We start from the raw sequence: 23,934 nt of genomic DNA, 5'->3' as shown, positions 1-23,934 counted from the left end.
CCCGCGCGCAATCCTCGTGAGCCTCAAGTTCCTCGTGAGCCTCAAGTAATGAATCAAGTAAGCGACCTGCGGTCGCTTAGTAGACGACCACCTTGTCCCCCGTGTGCACCGCGGCGTAGAGCGCGGCGATCTTCTTCTCGTCCCGTACGTTCACACATCCGTGCGAGGCGCCCGCGTAGCCCCTCGCGGCGAAGTCGGACGAGTAGTGGACGGCCTCGCCGCCGCTGAAGAACATCGCGTACGGCATGGGGGAGTCGTAGAGCGTCGAGACGTGGTGGCGGTGCTTCCAGAAGACCTTGAACAGGCCCTCGCGGGTGGGGTCGCCCTCGGAGCCGAAGCGTACGTCCATCGCGGAGACGATCTTTCCGTCCACCATCCAGGCGAGCGTCCTGCTCTTCTTGCTGATGCACATGGCGCGGCCCGTCGTACAGCGCGGGTCCGGCTTGCTGACCGGCAGGGTGGTGGGCGGGTACAGCTCGTCGTGCGACGGGGTGTCGGTGCGGTCGAGCAGCCGCTGCCAGGTGGTGCGGTCGGTGCTGCCGGTGCGCGGCAGGCCGCGTGACTTCTGGAACGCGGAGACGGACGCCGAGGTGATGGTGCCGTAGTACCCGGTCGGGTTCTGGCCGAAGAGCTTCAGCGACCGCAGCCTCGCCTGCAACTCCCGCACCTGTGCGCTGCTCGTGCCGACGGCCATCAGCGGTGGCGGGGGTGCGGGGCGGGTGGGGGAGTGCGAGGGGCGGACGGTCGCGCGGGCGGCCTCCGGGTCCTTGCTCGGCGCGGGCGCGCTGCTGCTCGGCGCCGAGGGCGACGGGGCCTTCGCCGGGGGCCGTGCGGCGGGCGGCGCGGCCGTCGTGCGGTGCACGCGCAGTGGCTGGGCGGCGTCGCCCGAGCCCTGCACGGTGCACGCGCCGAGCGCGGTGCCCGCCACGGCCATGGCGCACACCGTGGACGCGATACGAATGCGGCGCATGATCCCCCCCGGGTCTGTGTGGGACGCCGTTCTGCCCCCCTTCTGCCCACTCCCGCCGTCACCCATGCGGGTCAACGCCTCACGTTCGGTGCGCTTTTCACATCCGGAGGGACAGCCGGTGGTTCTCAGGAGAGGCACGAGCAGGGCGTGCGAGTCGGAGTCCGGGCTGCCCATCGCGCCGGTCTACGGTCCCGGGGCACCGGCCGGCGAGGTCTGCGACACGCTCCGTGGGGTCTGGTGGCGCCTACGTGCCGACGAGCGCCTTCTGAACAGGGCGAACACCACCGAACCACCCTTACGGGTGATCATGGGTGCGATCGTGCTACCTCTGCTTATTCTTCTAGTTGAGTACCCCTGAAAGGAGGATGCCGTGGCCGTTATAGAGCACGAGCGGACTATTGGTTTGACCATGGGTGACGTCGCCGACCAGATCTCCCGTGCGATGCCTGGGCACCGTGTGGAGATTCTTCAGGGGAGGCTTACTGTGGCACCGCCAGCAGATGGGGAGCATGCTGTCGCGCTGTCGTGGCTGATGCGTCAGTTCGACAGGGCGGGCGCCTGGGAAGCCGGACTGCGATTTGTGCAGGGCATCGGGGTCTCGCTGCCCACGGGCCCCCAGGACTACGCGATTCCCGACCTCTCGGTGGTCGACAAGGACTTCCGGGAGGCGGGCACCTATGCGAACTGCTACGCCCCGCGGGCGTTCCGCCTGGTGGTGGAGGTGACGTCGCCGTCGAACCGGTCCGATGACCTCGGTATCAAGGCGGAAGCCTACGCGCGCGCCGGAATCCCGGTGTACGTCGTGGTCGACCGTCGGCAGGACGAGGTGCTGGTCCACACCGATCCCCGCCGCGCCAAGTACCGCTCCGTGGAGCGGTACAAGCGGGGGATGGACGTCCCCGTCCCGGAGTCCGTGGGAATCGAGCTGTCCCTGTCCGCCGACCAGATGCTTGAGGTCGACTGACGTCGGGCGCGCCCCGGGCGCCGGTCTCCCCGAGGGGCCGTGCGCCCGGCGCCGCGCCGTTCACAGGGTGCCGCGCCGTGCCGCCCTGCTCCTGCGTACCGCCCGCGTGACCACGGGGGGCAGTACGTCGACCGCGATACGGGCCGCGCGCGAGCGCCCCGGCTTCGCGGGGACGGGCGCCGCCGGGGCGGCGGGGGCCGGGGACGGGGCAGGCGGCGGGGTCCAGTGCCTGGAGGGGGGGAACTCGGGCGCGGCCATGCCCTTCGACTTCAGCCGTACCAGCCGGTTGCCCGCGGCGTCCTGCACGCTGAGGTGGCAGTCGGAGCGCTCCTTGATCATCGCGATCAGCTCGTCCTGGACCGGCCCGGGGTCGTCCCAGGTGCCGTACAGCTTCTGGGTGGTCAGGCAGATCGGGTGCAGGCCCCGGTTGAGTACGGCCTCCCACGCGGCGACCGAGACCCCCGGGGTGTGCTCGGAGCGGAAGTCGTCGAGGACGACCACGCCGCCGGGCTTCAGCACCTCGCGGGCGGTGCGGATGTCGCCCTCGACATGCTCGTAGAGGTGCGAGGCGTCGACGTGCACGAAGCGGCACGAGTCCGGCTTCACACGGTCGCCCGCGAGGGAGCTGGGGCCCTGGAGCACGGTGGGCAGCGCGTCGTGGAAGGAGAGGTAGTTCTCCTCGAAGGCGGCCCTGGTCAGGGTCGCGTACGACTTGCTCGTCTCGGCGTTGTTGGCCTGGTCGGGCGCGTCCGACTCGAACAGGTCGCAGACCGTGAACGCCTCTCCCGGCCGGACGTGGCGCCCCACGAAGATGGCGCTCTTGCCCAGGTAGACCCCGAGTTCCAGCAGGTCGCCGTGGTCGCCCCCGGCCTCCTGGCGGGTCAGGACCCACTCGAAGAGGAGCTGGTCGAGCGCGGGGAACCAGCCGCGCACGTCGCCCAGTTCACGCGGAAGCCGTTCGGTGTCGTGCACAGCTGTCATGGGACGAACCCTCGCGATACAGACGTATGGACGGATGGTCTTGACGTGTTCGGGGCGCCGCCTCCTCAGTATGCGGGCGCCCCGGTGGCTCCCGCCGCCGGAGGCGGGGCGGACGGGTGAGCGCGGGGCCGCGTGCCCTCACGCCCGCACCGTCAGCAGCCTGTCGCGCAGCAGCGGGGTCGCCCACCGCTCCACGTACCGGTTGAGCAGCCAGGCGAGCAGCAGCATCCCGGCGAGGCTCGCCGCCAGGGTCGCGCCGGGCGGCAGCCCGAGCGAGCGGTGCAGGGTGCCGACGGACACCCAGCCCAGGTGCTCGTGCACCAGATAGAACGGGTACGTCAGCGCGCCGAGTGTGGTCAGCCGCAGTCGGTTGGCCCAGCCGAGGTATCCGAGCGCGATCGCGCCGACGAGGACGAAGCCCGCCGTGACCACCAGCATGATGGCCCATCCTGAGCGATATGAGAAGAATTTCGGACTGTCAGTGTGCCAGAGGTCCGCCACCGCGTAGTGCTGCCCGGTCAGCCAGCTCACCACGACGATTCCCCAGGCCATGGCGTCATGGCGGTTGCGGTGCAGCAGGTAGAGGCCCATGCCGCCGATGAAGTACGGGGCGTACTCGGGCATCAGCACCAGCTCGGCGGTCGTCCCTCCGGACGCCTGCCCGATCGCGGCGGCGAGCGTCCACGCCACGCAGAACAGCACCACCCGGCGCCGGGTCACCCCCGGCAGCACCAGGCAGACCGCGAACAGCGCGTAGAAGCGGATCTCCACCCAGAGCGTCCAGTCCACGCCGAGCACCCGGGGGGCGCCGAGCGGCTCCTGGAGCAGGGTGAGGTTCAGCAGCGTGTCGCTCGGCGAGGTCGCGTCCCAGGCGACGGACGGCAGCGCGAAGACCAGCGTGACCAGCAGGATCGCCACCCAGTACGCGGGCATGAGCCGGGAGACCCGGGAGGCGAGGAAGCTGCGCGCGGTGCGGCCCCAGCCGCTCATGCAGATGACGAAGCCGCTGATCACGAAGAAGATCTGCACACCGAGGCAGCCGTAGGCGAACAGGGAGTGCAGGGCGGGGAAGAGCTGTGCGGGGGAGGCGTCCCAGGCGCGGGAGATGTCGCCGCCGCGGCCCCCGTAGTGGTAGCAGGCCACCATCAGCGCGGCGATCAGCCTGAGCCCGTCGAGCGCCCCGAGCCTGCCGCGCCGCGCGGGGGCCTTCCCGGGCTTCGGCTGCCCGGCGGGCGGCCGGGGCCGGGGCCGGGTGACGGTGGCGGTCCTGATCCCGGTGGGGACGGTGGCGGACCCGGGGGCGGCGGCCTCCGTCCCCGTGGGGCCCGGAGCACTGGGCGGCGGTGCCGCGAAGGTCACGGTACGGGGCCCCTTTCCTGGCGCGCCGATCGGGCGGCACGGAACACGCGGTCTTTCGGCCTGTCCGCCGGGGCCGAGGGCCCGGGCGGCGGCTGTCCACACTAGGGGCGGGTAAGCAGGAAGAAACCGGCGAAGCGGCACACTTTGCCCGCTCCGTACGCCGAGTTCATCCGATGGTCGGTTTCTCTTCCCCTGAGTGGCGGCCCTGTGCCCTTGGCGGGGCCGGGCGCGGTGGCCGCGTCCCGGGCACGCCGAAGGCCGCCCGCCCCCTGGCGAACGGCCTCCGGCACCGCTCGGGCCCGCGCCCCCTGAGGGGCGGGGCGGCTACTCCTTTACTCCTTTGCCGACTACTCCTTTGCCGACTGCTCCCGCACCGGCTACTTCCGTACCGACCGCTTCAGCGACCTCGCGCGCCGTGCGACGCGGCGCAGCCGGGGGCTGCGGGGGATGAACGCGAGCTGCGAGGGGATCGCCCCCGGCAGCGCCAGCGAGGTCAGCCTGCGCCGCTTGAAGTAGCGCCAGGTGCCGCTGCCGAGGTGCTTGCTCAGATAGCGCTCGGCGGCCGGCCGCAGCTCCGGGTAGATCTGCGCCTGCATCGCGTAGCCGACCGCCTGGACGAGGCCGGCCAGCTTCGCGTCCGCGACCTCCTCGGGCCCGACCCGCTGGCTCTCCACCGCGGCGCGGTCCGCCAGGTCGGGCAGCAGCGCGTCGACCAGGGTGACCGGGACGCGGTTGCTGTTCTGATACGGCGTCAGCCGTTCGAGCAGCAGCCCGGTGCCGGTGCGCGCGACCGGGATCGAGTAGAGCGCGGCGGCGGTGAGCAGCGCGGTGGAGAAGCAGCCGACCACCAGCGCGGGCGCCATCCGCTGGTACAGCACCTCGGCGAGCACCGGCTCGTCGAAGACGGCCAGCTCGACGCCGAGGCGCTCCGCCTCCTCTTCGAGCAGCCGCGACCAGCGCGGCGGGGCGGTGGGGTGCGGTTTGAAGACGACCCTGCGGTGGCCGAGCGCCACCGTGCCGCGCAGCATCCGCAGATGGAGGTCTTCCTCCTCCTCGGGCGTGAGGATGCCGAGCGCGGAGAGGTACTGCCCGAGCAGCAGCGCGGCGCCGCGCTCGGCGGGCAGGTGCTCGGTCTCGTCGGCCAGCTCCGCGAGCACCTTCAGGAAGATCTGGGTGGGCACGATCTCCGGCTCGACCTCGAACTCGGTCAGCAGCAGCGGCTTGAGGCCGGGGACCAGGTCCAGGTGGAGCAGCCGGGCGATACGGGAGCCGACCAGCGGGTCGAGCTTGTTGCGGGTGGGCCCGTAGCTCATCAGCCCGTCCGCGTAGACCTCGACGCGGGCGTCGGTGAAGATCTGCGCGATCGCCATCGCCGGGTTGACCTGGATGGACTCGACGACCAGCTCGATGTCGTCGTCGCCGAGGTTCCACAGCAGCCGCAGATGCCGCTCCCACAGCGGGGTGTCGTCGGGGCGCGGCCCCCAGTCGCCCGGGTGGAACGGGTAGATCGTCTCGTTCCAGGAGAGCACGTCATCGAAGCGGGCGCGCAGCCGCTTGAAGCCGGTCATCCGGTCGAGCGGGGGGGAGGTCTCCGGGGTGGCCGCGTTGTTGGCGACCAGCAGGATGCTGCGGTCCACGGGGGGCAGGCAGCCCGCCTCGATCGCCGCGGCCAGGGTGGCGGCCCCGTACAGCGTCGAGGAGAGATGAATCCGGGTGGTGCGCCGGACCCTGTGGGGGGTGCTGCCGTCGTTCACGCCGCGACCTCCTGGGCCGGGACGGAGCGCCTGCGCAGCCGCCGCAGCCTGGTCGCGCGCTCGATGTCGATGGAGTCGAGCGCCTCTTCGAGGATGTCCTGCGGCATCCGTTTGAGCGCTGCCGCGCCCATCGCCTTCAGTTTGCGCGCCACGGGTGGTTCGAACCTTTCGATGGAACCGAGATGATGGCTAATGATGGCGCAGTAGGTGCGGACCGCCTTCGGCAGGAGCTGGTCCGCGTCCGCGTCAACCGCCGTCTCCTCGATCACCTGATCAAAGGCCCGGATAAAGTCCAGTTGACGGACGTCACCGATCTGGGTGAGGGAGGAGGCCACGCCGCGCCGGTAGAAGACCCCGAGCAGGCCCGCCACGGCGAAGGATTCCGCCTCCCGGTGCAGCCGCCAGATCCAGGGCCTGTCCTCCGCGGTGCGCAGTCCGTCCCGGAAATGCAGCAGGCCCTGTTCGACGAGGCGCCGGTGGTAGACCCCGGCCCAGGCGTACGCGTAGTCGACCGAGGTGGAGCGGGTGGACGGCAGGATCGCGTCCCTGGGGCGCATGACGACGCCGCGCGGGCCGTGCGGGACCCGGCTGACGGTGCGGGAGCGCCCGGTGCACTGGACGTGGTCGACGCGGAGGAAGTCGCATCCGAAGTCCTCGATGGTGTCGACCAGTTGGGGCAGGTATCCGGGCGCGAGCCAGTCGTCGCCGTCCAGGAACGTGAGGTATTCGCCGCGTGCCGCGTCGATACCCGTGTTCCGCGCGGTCGCCAGGCCGCCGTTCTGCTCGTGCGTGAGGTGGACGGCCCCCGGCATGTCGCGGGCCGCCTGTTCGAGGATGCCGGGTGTGCCGTCCTTCGAGCAGTCGTCCACGAAAATGAATTCGAAGTCGTCGCGCGCATTCGAGCGCAGACTTCTCAGTGTGTCAGGGGCATATTGCTGCACGTTGTAGAACGGCACAATGACGGAGAGCTTAACCACGTAGGTGACGTTAAGGCCCCGTTCGGCATTAGTCTTTACCCGTGGATAGATTCAAGGTGAACGACGCGTGGCGAGTTCGTGAACGTAGAGGATTTTCATATCATCGGGCAGCTCGATTGCCATTCGGCGACGTGCTGTTAACCTTTTGTTGCCCTGGGGTTGGGGCCTGGCTACCAATGTCTTCCTAGCGTCGACGACGTGCCAGCAAGTACCACGAAGCCCCCCCGGGTCGCCGTACTCGCGGACTCGGACACCCGGTGGAAATGGGGCGCGCTCACCGCGCACCGCACCGTGCCCGGCGCCCGCCTCGACGGCTTCCTGCTGCGCGGGCGCGCGACCCCCACCCCCCGCCAGCTCCAGGAGGTCGGCGTGCACGCCGACTCGCTCCGGGAGGTCACGGCCGTCGAGTTCCTGCGCGAGATGGGCGCCGCGGGCGAGTCCGACACGGGCCCCGCCACCTTCACCGAGGAGTACGACGTCATCGTCCTCGCCCTGGTCGGCGGCGCCGTCCAGGCGCTGCTGCACGGCCTGGCGCGCGCCTGGCGCGGCCGGGTGCGCCGCCCCGTCGTCGTCACCGGCTACGTCGGCGTCGTCTACGAGAAGCTCGCCGACGGCCTGCTGCTGCGCCACGGCGCCGACGTCGTGCTGGCCAACTCCCGCCAGGACGCCGAGCGCTTCCGCGGCGTCTACGAGGGCGTGGGCGCCGACGCGTCCTGCGTGGTCGAGGCGGCGCTGCCGTTCCTCGGCGGCGATCCTTACGGGGAGCCCCACGACCCGTACACCGTCGTCTTCGCCGCCCAGCCCTCCGTGCCCGCCACCCGCGCCGAGCGCATGTACCTGCTCGGCCGGATGGTCCAGCACGCCCGCAGCCACCCCGGCCGCGAGGTGCTGCTCAAGCTGCGCAGCAAGCCGGGTGAGCACACCACGCACATCGAGGAGCTGCCCTACCAGCGGCTCGCCCAGCGGCTGCCCGGCGGCCTGCCGGACAACTTCCGCACCGTCTACGGGCACATGGGCGACGTGCTCGACCGCACCGACCTGCTGGTCACCGTCTCCTCCACGGCCGCCCTCGAGTCCCTGCACCGGCGCATCCCCACCGCGGTCCTCACCGACTTCGGGGTCCGCGAAGTGCTCGGCAACCACCACTTCACCGGCTCCGGCTGCCTCACCTCCTGGGACCGCCTCGACGCCGGCGCGCTGCCGAAGGCCGACCGGGGCTGGCTCGCCCGCCAGGGCGTCGCGGCCGACGGCGGCTACGAGACCGCCTTCGACACGGCCCGCGACCGCATCGCCCGGCTCAGGGGGCGCCCCCAACTGCCCCCGCTCGACCCCTACTACACGTCGATCACCGCCTCCGGCTATCTGCCCGGCATCCTCGCCCGCCACCACCTGGCGCTCGACGGCAGCCCGCTGCCCGGCGCCCCCGGCGCGGACCGGGCACCGGGCCCGGTGCGCCAGGTGGTGCGGCGCGCCGCGCGCGGCGCCTACCGCCACGGAGTGCAGCGGGTGGCACCGGTCATCCGGCGGATGGGGGAGCTGTGACCGCCCGCCCCACCGCCCCCTTACCGACCCTGCCCGCCTCTCGAAGGAGTTACCCCATGCCAGACCCGGAAGCGGGAGCCCCGGCGCCGGTACGCCGCGTCCTCGCCGTGATCCCCGCACGCGGCGGTTCCAAGGGCGTCCCCGCCAAGAACCTCGCGCCGGTCGGCGGCACCCCCCTCGTCGCCCGCGCCGTGCGCGAGTGCGTCGCCGCCCGTGAGGTCACCGACGTCGTCGTCTCCACCGACGACTCCGCCATCGCCGCCGCCGCCCGCGAGGCCGGAGCCGAGGTCGTGCTGCGGCCCGCCGCCATCGCCAGCGACACCGCGAGCAGCGAGGCCGCGGTGCTGCACGCCATGGACGCCCACGAGGCCATGCACGGCGCCCGGGTCGACGTGGTGCTGCTCGTCCAGTGCACCAGCCCGTTCCTGCTGCGCGAGGACGTCGACCGGGTGGTCGCCGCGGTCGCCGACAACGGCGCCGACAGCGCGCTCACCGTCGCCCCGTTCCACGGCTTCGTCTGGCGCGACGCCGCCGACGAGCCCGAGACCGTCATCGACACCAAGCGCACCGGGGCCGTCGGCAGCACCACCACCGCCGTCGCCGACTCCACCGCCACCCGCGGCGGCTACGGCGTCAACCACGACAAGTCGTTCCGCCCCCGCCGCCAGGACCGCCCGCAGGACCTGCTGGAGACCGGCGCCGTCTACGGGATGGACGCGACCGCGTTCCGCCGCCACAGGCACCGCTTCTTCGGTCACACCGAACTCGTGCGCACCGACCCCGCCCGGGTGATCGAGATCGACGACCCGCACGACCTCGCCAGGGCCCGCGCGCTCGCCCCCCACTTCGACGCGGGACGCCCGGGCGCCCTGCCGCGCCGCGACGACATCGACGCGGTGGTACTCGACTTCGACGGCACCCAGACCGACGACAGGGTGCTGATCGACTCCGAGGGACACGAACTCGTCTCCGTGCACCGCGGGGACGGCCTCGGCATCGCCGCCCTGCGCAGGTCGGGCCTCTCCATGCTGATCCTGTCCACGGAGCAGAACCCGGTCGTCGCCGCCCGCGCACACAAGCTCAAGATCCCCGTGCTGCACGGCGTCGACCGCAAGGATCTCGCACTCAAGCGCTGGTGCGAGGAGCAGGGCATCGCGCCGGAGCGCGTGCTCTACGTCGGCAACGACGCCAACGACCTCGGCTGCTTCGCCCTCGTGGGCTGGCCCGTCGCGGTCGCTAGCGCCCATGACGCCGTTCGCGGCGCCGCCCGCGCCATCACCACCACACCCGGTGGCGACGGTGCGATCCGAGAGATCGCCCAGTGGGTCCTCGGCCCCTCTCTCGACTCCCCCGACAAGTAAGGACAGCTCCCACATGAGCACCAACTCCCGTTTGCGCACCCTCGGTTCCAGGACCGCAGGACCGGGCCGGCCCGTCTACGTCACCGGCGAGATCGGCATCAACCACAACGGCGAACTCGACAACGCCATCGCGCTCATCGACGTGGCGGCCGAAGCAGGCTGTGACGCCGTGAAGTTCCAGAAGCGCACGCCGGAGATCTGCACCCCGCGCGACCAGTGGGACATCGAGCGCGACACCCCCTGGGGCCGGATGACGTACATCGACTACCGGCACCGCGTCGAGTTCGGCGAGGACGAGTACCGCGCCATCGACGAGCACTGCAAGGAGAAGGGCATCGCCTGGTTCGCCTCCCCGTGGGACACCGAGGCCGTCGCCTTCCTGGAGAAGTTCGACGTCCCCGCCCACAAGGTGGCCTCCGCCTCCCTCACCGACGACGAGCTGCTGCGCACCCTGCGCGCCACGGGACGCACCGTCATCCTCTCCACCGGCATGTCCACGCCGCGCCAGATCCGGCACGCCGTCGAGGTCCTGGGCTCGGACGGCATCCTGCTGTGCCACGCCACGTCCACCTACCCGGCCAAGGCCGAGGAGCTGAACCTGCGCGTGATCAACACCCTCCAGGCCGAGTACCCGAACGTCCCGATCGGCTACTCGGGCCACGAGACCGGCTTGCAGACCACGCTCGCCGCGGTCGCCCTCGGCGCCGTCTTCGTCGAGCGCCACATCACCCTGGACCGCGCCATGTGGGGCTCCGACCAGGCCGCCTCCGTGGAGCCGCAGGGCCTGACCCGTCTCGTCCGCGACATCCGCACCATCGAGGCGTCCCTCGGCGACGGCGTCAAGAAGGTGTACGAGTCCGAGCTGGGCCCGATGAAGAAGCTGCGCAGGGTCCCCGGTGTCGTCGCCGAGGCCGAGACGGCCGCGGGCGCCGAAACGGCCTCCGCCTGATCAGCGGACCACGGTCGCGCACATGAGCCCCCACGCCGGGCCGAAGGCACCGCCCTCCGCCCTCATCCCCGACCCCGCCCTGCTGCCCTCCCTCGCGTTCGTCGAAAGCCCCGTACAGCTCCTCAACGTGCTGGAGTGGGCCCACCGGACCGCCGCCGCGGCGGCGGGGGAGCAGCCGGGCGCCACCGCGGCCGGGAGCCTGGGCGGGCCCCGGCGTGGGGAGCACGACGCCGTCGGCGCCGTTCACGGGCCGCTCACCATCGTCGTGCTCTCGCCGAAGGACCCGATGACCCGCGGCCAACTGCGCAGGATGGCCGAGCTGGCGCGCGGCGAGGGCCACACGGTCCGCTGGGAGGACGCGCGCGGCGGCGCGAGCGCCCCGCTGACCACGGTCGGCGGGCTCGCGCCGCTGCTGCGCGCCGCCCGCCGCATCGTCATCGGCGACCCCTTCTCGCGCTACGTCCAGCTCCTGCTGACGATCACCCGCGCCCGGGACCTCGTCGTCGTCGACGACGGGACCGCGACCATGGAGTTCATCGGCCAGATCGCGGGCGGTGAGCGCCTGGTGCGCTGGCACCGCAGGGGCGGCCGCCCGGGACCGCGCGACCTGGTGTTCGCACCGGTCTCCGCGAACGCCAGGCGCCGCCTCACGCCCGGCGGCAGGCGCCGTGTGGAGGTGTTCTCCTCCATGCCCATCGACCAGGCGCCCGAGGGCATCACCGTCACCGCCAACGACTTCGCCTGGACCAGAGCCCGCTTCGGGCCGCCCACCATCACACCGGGCGCCGACCTCGTCGGCACCTCGCTGGTCGAGACCGGCGTCGTCGACCCCGACCGCTACCTCAGGGCCGTCCGCGACCTGGCGGCGGCGCACGGCGCCACCCGCTACTTCGCACACCGCCGCGAGGACGCGGACAAGCTCCACAAGCTCTCCGTCTTCACCGGGCTCGAAATCGTCAGGCCCGACCTGCCGCTGGAGCTGATCGCCCGCAGGGGCCCCATCGGCCGCACCATCCTGAGCTTCCCCTCCACGGTCGTGCACACCCTGCCGCTCGCCCTCACCGGCACCGGCGTCGCGGTCGCCGTCTGCGACATCGACCCGGCGTGGCTGACCGACCGCGCCTCGCCGCGCGCCCAGGGCTTCCTCGCCGGGGTCACGGACACGGCACGCGACGTCCGGCGGGTCGGGGCCGCGAGGGACATCCCGGGCCCCGGAGGCGAGCCCGAGGCGGCGGGCGACCAGGACCGCGACGGCGCACAGCGGCAGCCGAAGCCCCCGCCCCCCGGCCCCTACGACCCGCCCCCGCCCCGCGAGGGCACCCCGAAGAGCAGGTCCGCACCGGCGTAGGCGGCCGTCCGCAGCGGCACAGGCAGGAGCCAGGAGTACGGGGCCCGGGGGCGCAGGGCGGCGGGATGGCGCCGCGGGCCGCGGGCCGCCGTCCGTACCGCCCCGGTCCCGGGCTCAGTCGCGGCCGGGCTGACTGCGGCGTGCCCTGCGCAGTCGGCGCCGGGTGCGGGCCGCCAGCACGTTCACCAGCTCCCGCGACGTCACCTCCCGCACCATCCGGCCGTCGCCCGCCGCCGGGGTGCCCGTGGCCGTCATGAGCTGGCCCCCGCCGGCCCTGACCGCGCCGAACAGCGCCTCGGCGGCCACCGCCGGGGACAGCGTGGGCGGCCCACCCGTGGCGCCCACGGACCCGCCCGCCGTGGCGATGACCGCGGGGTCGCCCACCACCCGCACACCGAGTTCCGCGACCCGCCCGGCGACCTCCTCGCCGATTTCGGCGGCGCGCCGTCCCGCCCACTCGGGGGTGATGATCCTCGGGGTGTCCTCGGTGGGCTGCCACCGCGTCTTCATCCCGGGCACCGCCCCGTACCGTATGAGGCGCGAGTACAGCCGCTCCGGCAGGTCGCTCGCCCTGAAGAGGATGTTGAACTCCCTGACCAGCTCGGCCTCGCCGAGCGTCAGGGACCTGTTGGCCGCGTCCGTCACCGGTTCCAGCAGCCCGGCGGGCAGGTCGAGCAGCCGCTCGAAGACCCGCGCCAGCATGTCGCGCTCCCGGTCGTCGACCATGATCACCGTGACCCGGTCGGGCCCCACGACCCCGCTCCAGCGCTCGATCAGCTCCGCGTGCCGGTGGCGGCGCCAGAAGCTCGGGGTGGGCTGCTCGTACGGCGCCTTGCGCAGCATGTGCCGCAGCCAGTCCTCGTAGCCCATGCGCAGCCCGTTCTGCACGTACTGCTGCCACTGCGACGGCAGGATCTTCGCCAGCGGGCGCAGCGTCACCACGATCCTGACCCGGTCGCCGCCGAGGTCGCGCACCACCCGCTCGACGGCCGCCTCGTCGGCGTCGGCGAAGAACTCGCTGCTGATCACGGTGCGGCGGTCGCCGCCGTCCTCGACCTGGCGCAGCAGCCGCAGCCAGTGCGCCTCCTTCGGCGCGGCGTCGCCCATCATCGAGGGCCGCGCGGTCGCGGCCAGTGCCGCGTGCATGGGGTGCCTGTCGTCGCCGGGGAAGTGGACGCCGTGCCCGGCCAGTTCGTCCCGTTTCTCGAACAGCGCCCCCTGGATCGACGTCGTTCCCGTCTTGTGGGGTCCGATGTGGACGAGCCTCGTGCCTTCCGGAAGGGGAGGAACGTCGGGGACAGGGGGTGGGTTTTGCGAGCTGTTCATGAACACGTAACAGTAAAAGGCGGGTCTGGGAACCGTAAGGGGGCGCTTTTGAGAAAGCGATGAGAATCCAAGCCAGGCAAACGGAACCCCGGCCGGAACGGGGGGTGTGTCCTGGTTCCTCCGCGGGTCAGCCGACGCGCGACGCCCGCTGCATGGTCTCCGCGGCGAGCCGCAGCGCCGCGTCGCCGCTCGCCGTCCCCAGCAACTCGCCGCGGATCGGCCCGCCCTGGGCCAGATGCCGGTCGTACGGCAGGTACACCACGGGCACCCCGCTCTGGCGCAGGTGCGCCATCGCGGCCTCGGCGTCCAGCGTCATGTCGGGGGACTGCGCCGTCAGCACCACCATCGTGCTCGCCAGCGCCGCCTGCGGCAGGCCCGCGAGCCAGTCGAGCACCACCCGGGTGCCGCTCACGCCCTCCGCCGTCATCGGGGCGACCACCACCCTGGCGTGCGCGGTGTCCATCGCGGTGCGCGCCACCTCGCCCGGCAGGGTCTCGCAGTCCACCACCGTCACCGCGAAGTAGCGGCGCATCGACAGCGTCACCCTGCGGTACGTCGGCACGTCGAGCGGGGCGCCCAGCAGCCCCTGGCTCGCGGGCAGCAGCCAGCCGCCGTCGGTCACCGGGATCAGATAGCCCGTCACGTCCATCAGCCGCATCCGGGGGTTGAGCAACTGCGCGAGGTCGGGGCAGGACCAGCGCACCGACTCGGCGCCCATCCGCACGGCGAGCGTCCCGAGCGCGGAGTCCGCCTCCAGGGTCAGCACCGGGTCCTGCCGGTAGTGGTTGTACGTGCGGCCGAGCAGCGCGGCCACCGTGGTCTTGCCGCCGCCGCCCCTGATCGACGTCACCGCCACCACCCGCCCGGTCTGCACGGGCAGTTGGACATCGCGCGCCAGGGCCGCGGTGTCGCCGCTCCTGCCCCTGCGCAGCAGGGAGTGCGCGGTGCGCCTGGCGAGCGAGTCGGCGCGCTGCGGCCTGCCGACGGCGCCCGCGAGCCGGGGGTCGACGGTCGGCACGGACTCCGGCGTCGGCACCCCCGGCAGCCGCTGCGGCGCGGGCGCGGGCTGCGGCGCGAGCGGCCGTACGGGGCCGTGGCCCGCGGCGACGGGGCGCGGCTCGCTCGGCACGAAGTCGAGCGTGGGGTGCGTGGAGTGGGTGGGCAGCGTGGACACGGCGGGGCCCCCGGAGGTGCCTGGGCCGCCGGGCGCGGGGCGCGGCGGCGCGAACACGGTCGTGGTGGTGTCGGGCAGCCCCGCGGTGGCCACCGGCGCGGCGGGGGCGGGGGACTGCGGCTCGGCGGGGCCTTGGGCGGTGATGTGCGCCGGGACCGCGGCGGCCTGCGCCGGGACGGGCGCCGCGGGAGCGGGGGACTGCGGGGGAGCGGCGGGCGGTGCGAGCCAGGGCTCGGGCGGCGCCGCGGGGGCGGGGACCACCTTGGCGAGCGGGACACCCCGCCTGGGCTCCGCGTCATGCGGGGCGGCGTCGGGGGGAGGGGCGTCGTGGGGTTCGGTGGGGCCGGGGGTGTCGGCGGGCTCGGCAGGTTGGGCGGCGTCGGCCGGCTCGGTGGGCTGCGCGGGCCCGGGGGTGTCGGCCGTGGGGGCGCCGGGTGCCTCGTCCTCGGGCGCGCCGGCCTCCGCCGTGCCGTCCTCGGGGGCCTCTTCCTCGGGGGCGTCTTCCTCGGGGGTTTCGTGCCCTGGTGCCTCGTCCTCGGGCGCGGCGGCAGCCGCCGGTGTGGCGTCGTCCTGGCCCTCCGCGCCGTCAGGGCCGCCCTCGCCATCCGTGCCGCCCGGGACACCCGGCACCGCGTGCGCCGCGTCCCGTGCCGGGTCCTTCGCCTCGACGGCCTCGTCCCGTACGGGTGTTGACGCGTCGTCAGACATCGACCGCTCCCCCGTGCGACGCCCATCAGCCGTACGCTCCATGCCGACCCCTGCCGCCGTCTCCAATGCCCAGGGCCCCGGGCCCCGCCCCGCGGCCCGGCCCACCCAACGGTTTACGGTAGCGGACGCGGCCCCCCGCACCCAGGCGCCGACCCCGCCGCGGGAGCCCGCCGCGCTACGACCCCGCCCAGGCGAAGACGGTGAACACGACGCCGAACAAGGCCATCACCGCCGCCACGACGAGTTCCACTGCGCCTGCCCCGAACAGCGCGGCCCTGACGAAGAGGACCACGGGGACGCTCAGCCAGAGCCACCCGAAGGTGCCGATGTTGAACAGCATCGCGAGGCGCCCGCCGCACGCCGCCCACAGCGCGGCGCCGAGTACCAGCCAGAGGCCCGCCGCCCACCAGCCCGTGCTCTCCTCGGACGGCGGCCGGTAGGTCTCCGTATGCCCGGCGACCACCATGCGCACCACGGAGCCGCGCCAGAGGTGCAGGTCCACGGCGTCGCCCCGGTGGGTGTCGCGGTACGTGCGGGAGCCGACGCCGATCCACTGCGTGCGGTGCGGCCGCTCGACCCGCAGCCGGTAGTGCCAGGTGCACGTCCGCACGCCGTTGCTGTCGGTCGTGCACGTCTCGTACTTGTCCAGGGCGCGCACCACGCCGGTGTCCAGCTCCACGCAGTCGCGCGCGGCCCGCCCGGCGCAGACGGGCGCGCGCCGGTACGCCATCGCGTCGTCGTACGCGTGCGACGCCTGCTGCCAGAGCGGCACCGCGCCCGCCACACAGCAGAGCAGCAGCAGCGCCCGCAGCCAGAGCGGCGCGCGCCGCGGCGACCACCCCCCGCGCCCCGCCCGGCCCTTCCGGTACGCGCCGCGTCCCCGGCCCACCGCCATGGCGCCTCCCCCCCAGGACGACCCCGGCACCGGAACCTCGCGGGCCCCCGGAATCCGGTGGCCCCAGCATCCCAGGGCCCAGCGTGCCGCGTCCCGTACGGGAGCCCTCCCGGCGGGACCCGGTTCCGCCCGCGCGGCCTCGCCGGGGCCCCGGCGGGCGGACGGCTCCGCGGGCCGCCGCCGCGGTGGCCTACCCTTCGGAGGGTGAGCCCCCAGCCGTTCGCGCCCCGCGCTCCCCGCACCGCCACCGTCGCCCCCGCCCTGCCAGGGGGGCCGCAAGGGGCCGCGCTGCCCGGCCGGGTCTCCGCGGAGCTGCGGCGCGAGCTTGTCGCCTTCCGCCGGGACCTGCACGCCCACCCGGAGCTGGGCAACGAGGAGTTCCGCACCACCGAGGCGCTGCGCGCCCGGCTCGCCGCGGCGGGCCTGCGCCCCCGGGTGCTCTCGATGGGCACCGGGCTGATCTGCGACATCGGCGTCGAGCCCGCCGCCGGGGCCCCCGGCGATACGGCCGCGGGCGGCGGCAGGCTGCTCGCGCTGCGCGCCGACATCGACGCGCTGCCGGTGCCCGACACCAAGACGGGGCGCCCCTACCGCTCCACCGTCCCCGGGCTCGCCCACGCCTGCGGCCACGACGTGCACACCTCGGTGGTGCTCGGCGCGGGCCTCGTGCTGGCCGCGCTGCACCGGGAGGGCGGGCTGCGCCGCCCGGTGCGGCTGGTGTTCCAGCCCGCGGAGGAGGTGCTGCCCGGGGGAGCGCCCGACGCCATCGAGTCCGGGGTGCTCGACGGGGTGGCGGCCATCCTCGGGGTGCACTGCGACCCCAAGGTCGACACCGGGCGCATCGGGCTCGCCGCGGGCGCGATCACCTCCGCCTGCGACCGGCTCGACCTCGTGCTCGAAGGCCCCGGCGGGCACACCGCGCGCCCCCACCTCACCACCGACCTGGTGACCGCGGCGGCCCGGGTCGCCACCGACGTGCCCGCGCTGCTCGCCCGCCGCGTCGACACCCGCGCCGGGCTCGCGGTGACCTGGGGCCGTATCGAGGCGGGCCACGCCTGCAACGTGATCCCGCGCCGCGCCGAACTCTCCGGTACCGTGCGCTGCCTCGACCTGGCGGCCTGGCGGCAGGCGCCCGACCTGGTCACCGCCGCGGTGGACGAGGTGGCACGGCTGCACGGCGCCAAGACCGCGGTGAGCTATGTGCGCGGGGTGCCGCCGGTGGTCAACGACGCCCCGATGGTGCGGCTGCTGCACGACGCGATGACCGCGCGGCACGGCGCGGACGCGGTGGAGGACACCGCGCAGAGCCTCGGCGGCGAGGACTTCTCCTGGTACCTGGAGCGGGTGCCGGGCGCGATGGCGCGGCTCGGGGTGCGCAGGCCCGGCGTCACGGACGCGGGCGACCTGCACCAGGGCGACTTCGACCCGGACGAGAACGCGATCGTGGTCGGCGCCGAGCTGCTCACGGCCGCCGCCCTGCTGACGACATGAGCCACCCCGCCGCCGCCCCCGCGCGCCCCCCGGGCCCCCCGCACGCGCCCGCCCCGGCCGCCGTGCACCACCCGCCCCAGGTGCCCCCGCGTCACCTCATGTCATCCCCCCGTAACCCTGCTTATCCCACTGTTAACGGCGGCTTCGCGTCGATCCGATAACGGCTTAGGGGAGCGGCTTTATCTGACATCTACGCGCGTTACGATGCGGCGAAAACAGGGCGCCGAAGCGGCGCTTCAGGCCAGGTTTGAAGGAGCCCCCCTTGCGCCGGGTAGCCAAGCTCTCCGCTGCGTGTCTCGTGTCCGCAGCCCTCGCACTCTCCGTCACCGCGTGCGGCAGTACGTCCTCCGAGAAGGACTCGGGATCGAGCGGTTCGTCGTCGGACGGCGACAAGAGCGGCCTGAAGATCGGTCTCGCCTTCGACGTCGGCGGCCGCGGCGACCACTCCTTCAACGACTCGGCCGCCCGCGGCGCCGACAAGGCCAAGAAGGAACTCGGCGCCCAGATGAAGGAGCTGACCGCGAAGACCTCGGACACCGAGGCCGACCGCGAGCAGCGCCTCGGCGACCTGGCGGACGCGGGCTACAACCCCATCGTCGGCGTCGGCTACGCGTACGCGAGCAGCATGCAGAAGGTCGCCAAGCAGTACCCGAAGACCACGTTCGGCATCGTGGACTCCCAGGTGCCCGGCAGCAACGTCGACAGCATCGTCTTCACCGAGGAGCAGGGCTCCTACCTGGCCGGTGTCGCGGCGGCGCTGAAGTCGAAGGCCCACCACGTCGGCTTCATCGGCGGTGTCGACGTCCCGCTGATCAAGAAGTTCGAGGCGGGCTTCGTCCAGGGTGTCACCGACACCGACAAGAAGATCAAGGTCGAGCGGCAGTACCTGAGCCACGGCTCCGACACCTCAGGATTCGCCAGCCCCGACAAGGGCAAGGAAGCCGCCCAGGGCATGCTCGACAAGGGCGCCGACGTCGTCTACGCCGCCGCGGGCTCCTCTGGCAACGGCGCGATCGAGGCCGTCGCCGGCACCAAGGGCGCCTGGGCCATCGGCGTCGACTCCGACCAGTACCAGATCCCGGGCCTGGCCAAGTACAAGAAGGCGATCCTCACCTCCGTGGTGAAGAACGTCGACATCGGCGTGTTCGACCTGATCAAGTCCGTCAAGGACGGCAAGCCGAAGACCGGCACCTCCACCTACGCGCTCGCCCAGGGCGGTGTCTCCCTCGCCACCAGCGGCGGCAACCTCGACGACATCAAGACCCAGCTCGACGCCGCCAAGAAGAAGATCACGGACGGCGCCGTGAAGGTCAAGACGACCCCCTGACGCCCGCCGCGCGCCCGGTCCGCCGGGCGCGCACGGCCCGGCACCGGCGTCCACCGCGGGGCACGCCACGCCCCGCCTCCCGGGGCGCCCGGCGTACGAGGGGAAGACGGCGCGGCGCCGCCGACCCGACCACCGGGCCATGACAATGTGTCAACTGCACGCGTGTAGTGGGGGGTTGACGCGCCAGCGTCACCGACGCCGCCCGCCACCGCCTCCCCCGCAGTCCCTTTCCCCCCGAGGAGAGTGCGCCATCAACGCGTCAAGCCCGCCCGCCGCCGTCGAACTGCGCGGCATCACCAAGCGGTTCCCCGGCGTCGTCGCCAACCGCGACATCGACATCACCGTGCGCCGCGGCACCGTACACGCCCTGTGCGGGGAGAACGGCGCAGGCAAGTCCACCCTGATGAAGATCCTCTACGGGATGCAGAAGCCCGACGAGGGCACCATCACCGTGGACGGCGAGCGGGCTTCCTTCGCCACGCCCGCCGACGCCATCGCCCGCGGCATCGGCATGGTCCACCAGCACTTCATGCTCGCCGAGAACCTGACCGTGCTGGAGAACGTGGTCCTCGGCGCCGAGAAGCTGCACGGCATCGGGGCCCGCGCCCGCGCCCGCATCATGGAGCTGTCCGACGCGTACGGCCTCGGGGTACGCCCCGACGTGCTGGTGGAGGACCTGGGCGTCGCCGACCGGCAGCGGGTGGAGATCGTCAAGGTGCTCTATCGCGGCGCCCGCACCCTGATCCTCGACGAGCCCACGGCCGTCCTGGTGCCGCAGGAGGTGGAGGGCCTCTTCGCCAACCTGCGGGAGCTGAAGTCCGAGGGCCTGACCGTCATCTTCATCTCCCACAAGCTGGGCGAGGTGCTGTCGGTCGCCGACGAGATCACCGTGATCAGGCGCGGCACCACCGTCGGCACCGCCGACCCGCGCGCCACCACCGCCAAGCAGCTCGCCGAGCTGATGGTCGGCAGCGAGCTGCCCTCGCCGCAGACCGAGGAGTCCACCGTCACCGACACCCCGATGCTCACGGTGGCGGGCCTCAGGCTCGCCCAGGAGGATCTGGACGGGGTGCAGCGGATCATCCTCGACGACATCTCCTTCACCATCCACCACGGCGAGGTGCTGGGCATCGCGGGCGTGGAGGGCAACGGCCAGTCGGAGCTGGTGGAGGCCGTGATGGGCATCAGGCCCCCGGACTCGGGCACCGTCGTCCTTGACGGCGCCGACATCTCCACCGCGCCCACCAGGCGCCGCCGCGAGCGCGGCATCGGCTACGTCCCCGAGGACCGCCACCGCCACGGCCTGCTGCTCGAAGCCCCGCTGTGGGAGAACCGCATCCTCGGCCATGTCACCGAGCGCCCGAACTCCCGCGGCGGCCTGCTCGACCCCCGCGCCGCGCGCGCCGACACCGAGCGCATCGTCCGCGACTACGACGTCCGCACCCCCGGCATCGAGGTCACCGCGGCGTCGCTGTCCGGCGGCAACCAGCAGAAGCTGATCGTCGGCCGCGAGATGAGCCACCACCCCAAGCTGCTGATCGCCGCCCACCCCACCCGGGGCGTCGACGTGGGCGCGCAGGCGCAGATCTGGGACCAGATCCGCGAGGCCCGCCGCGAGGGCCTGGCGGTGCTGCTGATCTCCGCCGACCTCGACGAGCTGATCGGCCTCTCCGACACGCTGCGGGTGATGTACCGGGGCCGCCTGGTCGCCGACGCCGACCCCGCCACCATCACCCCCGAGGAACTGGGCTCCGCGATGACCGGCGCCGCCTCGGGGCACCTGGAGCACACGGCGGTCCCGCCGCAGCCGTCGGGCACCCCGCAGGAGCCGCCCGCGGCCCCGGACGCGGAACCCGCGCCCCCCGACGGCACCACCCCCACCGGCGGCGAGAACAGTGAGGACGCCCCGCGATGAAGTCACTGCTCTCCCGCATCGACAGGGAACGGCTCTTCCTGGCGCTCGCGGCCCCGGTCCTCGCGATCGTCGCGGCCCTGGTCGTCACCGCCCTGGTGATCCTCGCCACCGGCAAGGACCCCTCCGCCGCCTTCAGCGACATGCTCTCGTACGGCTCCGCGAGCGACAGCCAGGTCTACATCCTCAACAAGGCGACCACGTACTACCTGGCGGGCGTGGCGGTCGCCGTCGGCTTCCGGATGAACCTGTTCAACATCGGGGTCGACGGCCAGTACCGGCTCGCGGCGTTCGTCGCCGCCGTCCTCGGCGGCGCGCTCACCCTGCCGGGCCCTGTCAACATCGTCCTGATCATCCTCTGCGCGATGGCGACCGGCGCCCTGTGGGCGGCGATCGCGGGCGTGCTCAAGGTGACCAGGGGCGTCAGCGAGGTCATCGCGACCATCATGCTGAACTCCATCGCCACCGCCGTCATCGCCTACCTGCTCCAGCCCGAGCAACTGGGCCAGCTCGACCAGGCGGGCACCCTCGTCTCCACCAAGCCGCTCCCGAAAAGCTCGTACTTCTTCTCCTTCGACACCGGGGCCGCGGGCGAGCTGTGGGGCTTCCTCGTGGTCGCGGTGCTCGTCGGCGTCGCGTACTGGTTCGTGCTCGGCAGGACCCGCTTCGGCTTCGACCTGCGCACCGTGGGCCGCTCCGAGTCGGCCGCGGCGGCCAGCGGCGTCAGCGTCAAGAAGATGGTCGCGGGCAGCATGGTCATCTCCGGCGCCGTCGCGGGCCTCATCGGCATGCCGACGCTGCTCAACGACAGCCACCAGTTCAGCAACGACTTCCCCACCGGCATCGGCTTCACCGGTATCGCGATCGCCCTGCTCGGCCGCAACCACCCCGTCGGCATCGCGCTCGGCGCCCTGCTCTGGGGCTTCCTCGAACGCACCACCAACCACCTGGAGTTCCAGGGCTACGACAAGGAGATCCTGGGCGTCATCCAGGGCGTGATCGTGCTCTGCGTCGTCATCGCCTACGAGGTCGTGCGCCGCTACGGCCTCAAACGCCAGCAACAGCGGGTCGGCGCCGAACTGGCGGCGAAGGCCGCGGCCACCGCGGCCGTCCCCACCGAGGAGCAGGAGGTGGCGCGATGACCGCCACGACGACCGACGCGCCGCCGCCCGCCGCCCCCGCGGCCGGCGGCCCACGCTCCCGGGCGCCGCGCCTCACCGGCGCGCGGACCGCCGTGATCATCGCGGCGGCGCTCGTCCTGGTCTCCCTGGTACGCATCGTCACCGGCGCCGAGCAGCTCACCTCCGAGGGCCAGATCGGGGCGGCGCTCGGGCTCGCCGTGCCGATCGGGCTCGCCGGGCTCGCGGGCCTGTGGTCGGAGCGGGCCGGGGTGGTCAACATCGGCCTCGAAGGCATGATGATCCTCGGCACCTTCGGCGCGGGCTGGCTCGGCTGGCAGACCAGCCCCTGGCTCGGGCTGCTCTGCGGCATCGGCTTCGGCGTCGTCGGCGGGCTCATCCACGCCGTCGCCACCATCACGTTCGGCGTCGACCACATCGTGTCGGGTGTCGCGATCAACCTGCTCGCGCTCGGCGCCACCCAGTACCTCGCCAAGGTCTTCTTCACCGGCGGGGATGCCGAGGCCAAGGGCGGCAACCCCAAGACCTCGCCGCCCGTGGACTCCCTCACCGACGTCACCGTCCCCGGCCTGTCCCCGGGGCTCGCGTCCATCGAGAAGCACCACTGGTTCCTGGTCTCCGACCTCGCGGGCATCCTCGGCGGCCTGGTCACCCACCTCTCGGTGGTGACGATCATCGCGGCGCTGCTGTTCGCCGGGAGCTGGTGGCTGCTGTGGCACACCCCGTTCGGCCTCAGGCTGCGCTCCTGCGGGGAGAACCCGGTGGCCGCCGAGTCGCTCGGCGTGCCCGTGTACTCGTACAAATACGCGGCCGTCGCCGTCTCCGGCGGCCTCGCCGGGCTCGGCGGCGCCTTCCTCGCGCTGGTCACCTCGCACATCTACGCCGAGGGCCAGACCGGCGGGCGCGGCTACATCGGCCTCGCCGCGATGATCTTCGGCAACTGGCGTCCCGGCGGCCTCGCCATGGGCGCGGGGCTCTTCGGCTTCTCCGACGCGCTGCAACTGCGCAACGGCGGCGAGACCGTGCACGCGCTGCTGCTCCTGCTGGTCGTGCTGCTGGCGGTGCTCGCCGTCTGGAAGCTGTACCGCGGGGCGCTGTGGCAGGGCGTGACCAGCGCGGTCGTGGCGGCCGTGGTGCTGGTCTGGTACCTGTTGACGGACTCGGTGCCCGGCGACTTCGTCGGCGCCACCCCATATGTCATCACCCTGCTGGTGCTCTCGCTGTCCGCGCAGCGGCTGCGCATGCCGCGGGCGGACGGCATGCGCTACCGGAAGGGGCAGGGCACGTGACAGGCGAGAGGCCGGGCGGCGGCGCCGGGCCCGACGAGCAGGTGGTCCAGGAGCTGCGGGAGGCCGCACGCGCCGCGATGTCCCGCGCGTACGCGCCGTACTCCGGCTTCCCCGTCGGCGCCGCCGCCCGGGTGGACGACGGCCGCACGGTCACCGGCTGCAACGTCGAGAACGCCTCGTACGGGGTCGGCCTGTGCGCCGAGTGCGGCCTCGTCTCCCAGCTACTGCTGACCGGCGGCGGCCGGCTCACCCACTTCACCTGCGTGGACGGCAAGGGCGAGCTGTGCATGCCGTGCGGCCGCTGCCGCCAGCTCCTCTACGAGTTCGGCGGCCCCGCCCTGATCATGGAGACCGGGAGCGGTCTTCGCACGCTCGCCGAGATGCTTCCCGAGGCGTTCGGCCCCCAGGAGCTTCCCTGACTCCCTGACTCCCTGACCCACCGGACCCCGGGGCTTTTCCCACCCACGG

Annotated in this window: 19 protein-coding genes; 11 read left to right on the top strand and 8 right to left on the bottom strand. The window is 73.0% G+C overall.

The window, feature by feature from the left end:
• Positions 1-76: 76 nt before the first annotated feature.
• Complete coding sequence (locus ACIBIW_RS03005) at positions 77-970, bottom strand: L,D-transpeptidase family protein (RefSeq protein WP_399331246.1); 894 nt, start codon at positions 968-970, stop codon at positions 77-79.
• A gap of 409 nt (positions 971-1,379) precedes the next feature.
• Between ACIBIW_RS03005 and ACIBIW_RS03000 the strand changes: the two genes are divergently transcribed.
• Complete coding sequence (locus ACIBIW_RS03000) at positions 1,380-1,934, top strand: Uma2 family endonuclease (protein ID WP_399331897.1); 555 nt, start codon at positions 1,380-1,382, stop codon at positions 1,932-1,934.
• A 60-nt stretch (positions 1,935-1,994) separates the two neighbouring features.
• Here the strand turns inward: ACIBIW_RS03000 and ACIBIW_RS02995 are convergent, their stop codons facing one another.
• The 4 genes from ACIBIW_RS02995 to ACIBIW_RS02980 form a co-directional block, all read right to left on the bottom strand.
• Positions 1,995-2,915 carry a class I SAM-dependent methyltransferase gene (locus ACIBIW_RS02995; protein ID WP_399331245.1) on the bottom strand — a complete coding sequence of 307 codons (921 nt, stop codon included), beginning with the start codon at positions 2,913-2,915 and terminating at the stop codon, positions 1,995-1,997.
• Positions 2,916-3,053: 138 nt separating this feature from the next.
• Complete coding sequence (locus ACIBIW_RS02990; RefSeq protein WP_399331243.1) at positions 3,054-4,274, bottom strand: acyltransferase family protein; 1,221 nt, start codon at positions 4,272-4,274, stop codon at positions 3,054-3,056.
• Between the two features lie 377 nt (positions 4,275-4,651).
• Positions 4,652-6,028: a polysialyltransferase family glycosyltransferase gene (locus tag ACIBIW_RS02985; RefSeq protein WP_399331241.1), complete on the bottom strand. Its 1,377-nt coding sequence runs from the start codon at positions 6,026-6,028 to the stop codon at positions 4,652-4,654.
• On the bottom strand, positions 6,025-7,005 hold the full coding sequence (locus tag ACIBIW_RS02980) for a glycosyltransferase family 2 protein (protein ID WP_399331239.1): 981 nt from the start codon (positions 7,003-7,005) through the stop codon (positions 6,025-6,027). The genes ACIBIW_RS02985 and ACIBIW_RS02980 overlap by 4 nt, the downstream gene beginning before the upstream one ends.
• A 198-nt stretch (positions 7,006-7,203) precedes the next feature.
• On the opposite strand from ACIBIW_RS02980, the gene ACIBIW_RS02975 reads away from it, so the two are divergent.
• From ACIBIW_RS02975 to ACIBIW_RS02960, 4 genes are read left to right on the top strand one after another with little or no spacing between them, the layout of a single operon-like run.
• Complete coding sequence (locus tag ACIBIW_RS02975) at positions 7,204-8,547, top strand: DUF6716 putative glycosyltransferase (RefSeq protein WP_399331237.1); 1,344 nt, start codon at positions 7,204-7,206, stop codon at positions 8,545-8,547.
• Between the two features lie 56 nt (positions 8,548-8,603).
• Positions 8,604-9,908 (top strand): cytidylyltransferase domain-containing protein, encoded by a 1,305-nt coding sequence (locus tag ACIBIW_RS02970; RefSeq protein WP_399331235.1) that lies wholly within the window; start codon positions 8,604-8,606, stop codon positions 9,906-9,908.
• Between the two features lie 13 nt (positions 9,909-9,921).
• Positions 9,922-10,857, top strand: a complete 936-nt coding sequence (locus tag ACIBIW_RS02965) for an N-acetylneuraminate synthase family protein (protein ID WP_399331233.1) — start codon at positions 9,922-9,924, stop codon at positions 10,855-10,857.
• A 22-nt stretch (positions 10,858-10,879) separates the two neighbouring features.
• On the top strand, positions 10,880-12,205 hold the full coding sequence (locus tag ACIBIW_RS02960; protein WP_399331231.1) for a hypothetical protein: 1,326 nt from the start codon (positions 10,880-10,882) through the stop codon (positions 12,203-12,205).
• A gap of 114 nt (positions 12,206-12,319) precedes the next feature.
• On the opposite strand, the gene ACIBIW_RS02955 is transcribed toward ACIBIW_RS02960, so the two are convergent.
• From ACIBIW_RS02955 to ACIBIW_RS02945, 3 genes are all read right to left on the bottom strand, one after another.
• On the bottom strand, positions 12,320-13,531 hold the full coding sequence (locus tag ACIBIW_RS02955; protein WP_399331229.1) for a hypothetical protein: 1,212 nt from the start codon (positions 13,529-13,531) through the stop codon (positions 12,320-12,322).
• A 127-nt stretch (positions 13,532-13,658) separates the two neighbouring features.
• Complete coding sequence (locus ACIBIW_RS02950) at positions 13,659-15,413, bottom strand: hypothetical protein (RefSeq protein WP_399331227.1); 1,755 nt, start codon at positions 15,411-15,413, stop codon at positions 13,659-13,661.
• A gap of 175 nt (positions 15,414-15,588) precedes the next feature.
• Positions 15,589-16,308 (bottom strand): hypothetical protein, encoded by a 720-nt coding sequence (locus tag ACIBIW_RS02945; RefSeq protein WP_399331225.1) that lies wholly within the window; start codon positions 16,306-16,308, stop codon positions 15,589-15,591.
• Positions 16,309-16,569: 261 nt separating this feature from the next.
• On the opposite strand from ACIBIW_RS02945, the gene ACIBIW_RS02940 reads away from it, so the two are divergent.
• The 6 genes from ACIBIW_RS02940 (at position 16,570) to ACIBIW_RS02915 (ending at position 23,885) form a co-directional block, all read left to right on the top strand.
• The gene (locus ACIBIW_RS02940; RefSeq protein WP_399331895.1) at positions 16,570-17,799 is read left to right on the top strand and encodes an amidohydrolase; all 1,230 of its coding nucleotides are present in this window, start codon (positions 16,570-16,572) and stop codon (positions 17,797-17,799) included.
• Between the two features lie 262 nt (positions 17,800-18,061).
• Positions 18,062-19,126 carry a BMP family protein gene (locus ACIBIW_RS02935; protein WP_399331223.1) on the top strand — a complete coding sequence of 355 codons (1,065 nt, stop codon included), beginning with the start codon at positions 18,062-18,064 and terminating at the stop codon, positions 19,124-19,126.
• Positions 19,127-19,271: 145 nt separating this feature from the next.
• Entirely contained in the window at positions 19,272-21,041 is a 1,770-nt protein-coding gene (locus tag ACIBIW_RS02930) for an ABC transporter ATP-binding protein (RefSeq protein WP_399331893.1), read from the top strand.
• A complete protein-coding gene (locus ACIBIW_RS02925) occupies positions 21,038-22,180 on the top strand; it encodes an ABC transporter permease (protein ID WP_399331221.1) in 1,143 nt (380 codons plus the stop codon). The genes ACIBIW_RS02930 and ACIBIW_RS02925 overlap by 4 nt, the downstream gene beginning before the upstream one ends.
• Entirely contained in the window at positions 22,177-23,466 is a 1,290-nt protein-coding gene (locus tag ACIBIW_RS02920; RefSeq protein WP_399331219.1) for an ABC transporter permease, read from the top strand. The genes ACIBIW_RS02925 and ACIBIW_RS02920 overlap by 4 nt, the downstream gene beginning before the upstream one ends.
• Positions 23,463-23,885 (top strand): cytidine deaminase, encoded by a 423-nt coding sequence (locus tag ACIBIW_RS02915; RefSeq protein WP_399331217.1) that lies wholly within the window; start codon positions 23,463-23,465, stop codon positions 23,883-23,885. The genes ACIBIW_RS02920 and ACIBIW_RS02915 overlap by 4 nt, the downstream gene beginning before the upstream one ends.
• The last annotated feature ends 49 nt before the right edge of the window (positions 23,886-23,934 follow it).

The sequence above is a fragment of the Streptomyces sp. NPDC050560 genome, assembly GCF_044457285.1.
Taxonomy (GTDB): domain Bacteria; phylum Actinomycetota; class Actinomycetes; order Streptomycetales; family Streptomycetaceae; genus Streptomyces.
Note: the sequence above shows the minus strand (reverse complement) of the source record. Positions and strands in the feature narration are given on the sequence as shown.

What these genes read in the sequence shown, in the direction of transcription:
- ACIBIW_RS02945 (WP_399331225.1), bottom strand. Translation starts at nt 16,308, where the DNA reads ATGGCGGTGGGCCGGGGACGCGGCGCGTACCGGAAGGGCCGGGCGGGG.
- ACIBIW_RS03005 (WP_399331246.1), bottom strand. Translation starts at nt 970, where the DNA reads ATGCGCCGCATTCGTATCGCGTCCACGGTGTGCGCCATGGCCGTGGCG.
- ACIBIW_RS02955 (WP_399331229.1), bottom strand. Translation starts at nt 13,531, where the DNA reads ATGAACAGCTCGCAAAACCCACCCCCTGTCCCCGACGTTCCTCCCCTT.
- ACIBIW_RS02970 (WP_399331235.1), top strand. Translation starts at nt 8,604, where the DNA reads ATGCCAGACCCGGAAGCGGGAGCCCCGGCGCCGGTACGCCGCGTCCTC.
- ACIBIW_RS02960 (WP_399331231.1), top strand. Translation starts at nt 10,880, where the DNA reads ATGAGCCCCCACGCCGGGCCGAAGGCACCGCCCTCCGCCCTCATCCCC.
- ACIBIW_RS02995 (WP_399331245.1), bottom strand. Translation starts at nt 2,915, where the DNA reads ATGACAGCTGTGCACGACACCGAACGGCTTCCGCGTGAACTGGGCGAC.
- ACIBIW_RS02920 (WP_399331219.1), top strand. Translation starts at nt 22,177, where the DNA reads ATGACCGCCACGACGACCGACGCGCCGCCGCCCGCCGCCCCCGCGGCC.
- ACIBIW_RS02950 (WP_399331227.1), bottom strand. Translation starts at nt 15,413, where the DNA reads ATGTCTGACGACGCGTCAACACCCGTACGGGACGAGGCCGTCGAGGCG.
- ACIBIW_RS02965 (WP_399331233.1), top strand. Translation starts at nt 9,922, where the DNA reads ATGAGCACCAACTCCCGTTTGCGCACCCTCGGTTCCAGGACCGCAGGA.
- ACIBIW_RS02930 (WP_399331893.1), top strand. Translation starts at nt 19,272, where the DNA reads ATGTGTCAACTGCACGCGTGTAGTGGGGGGTTGACGCGCCAGCGTCAC.
- ACIBIW_RS03000 (WP_399331897.1), top strand. Translation starts at nt 1,380, where the DNA reads ATGGGTGACGTCGCCGACCAGATCTCCCGTGCGATGCCTGGGCACCGT.
- ACIBIW_RS02925 (WP_399331221.1), top strand. Translation starts at nt 21,038, where the DNA reads ATGAAGTCACTGCTCTCCCGCATCGACAGGGAACGGCTCTTCCTGGCG.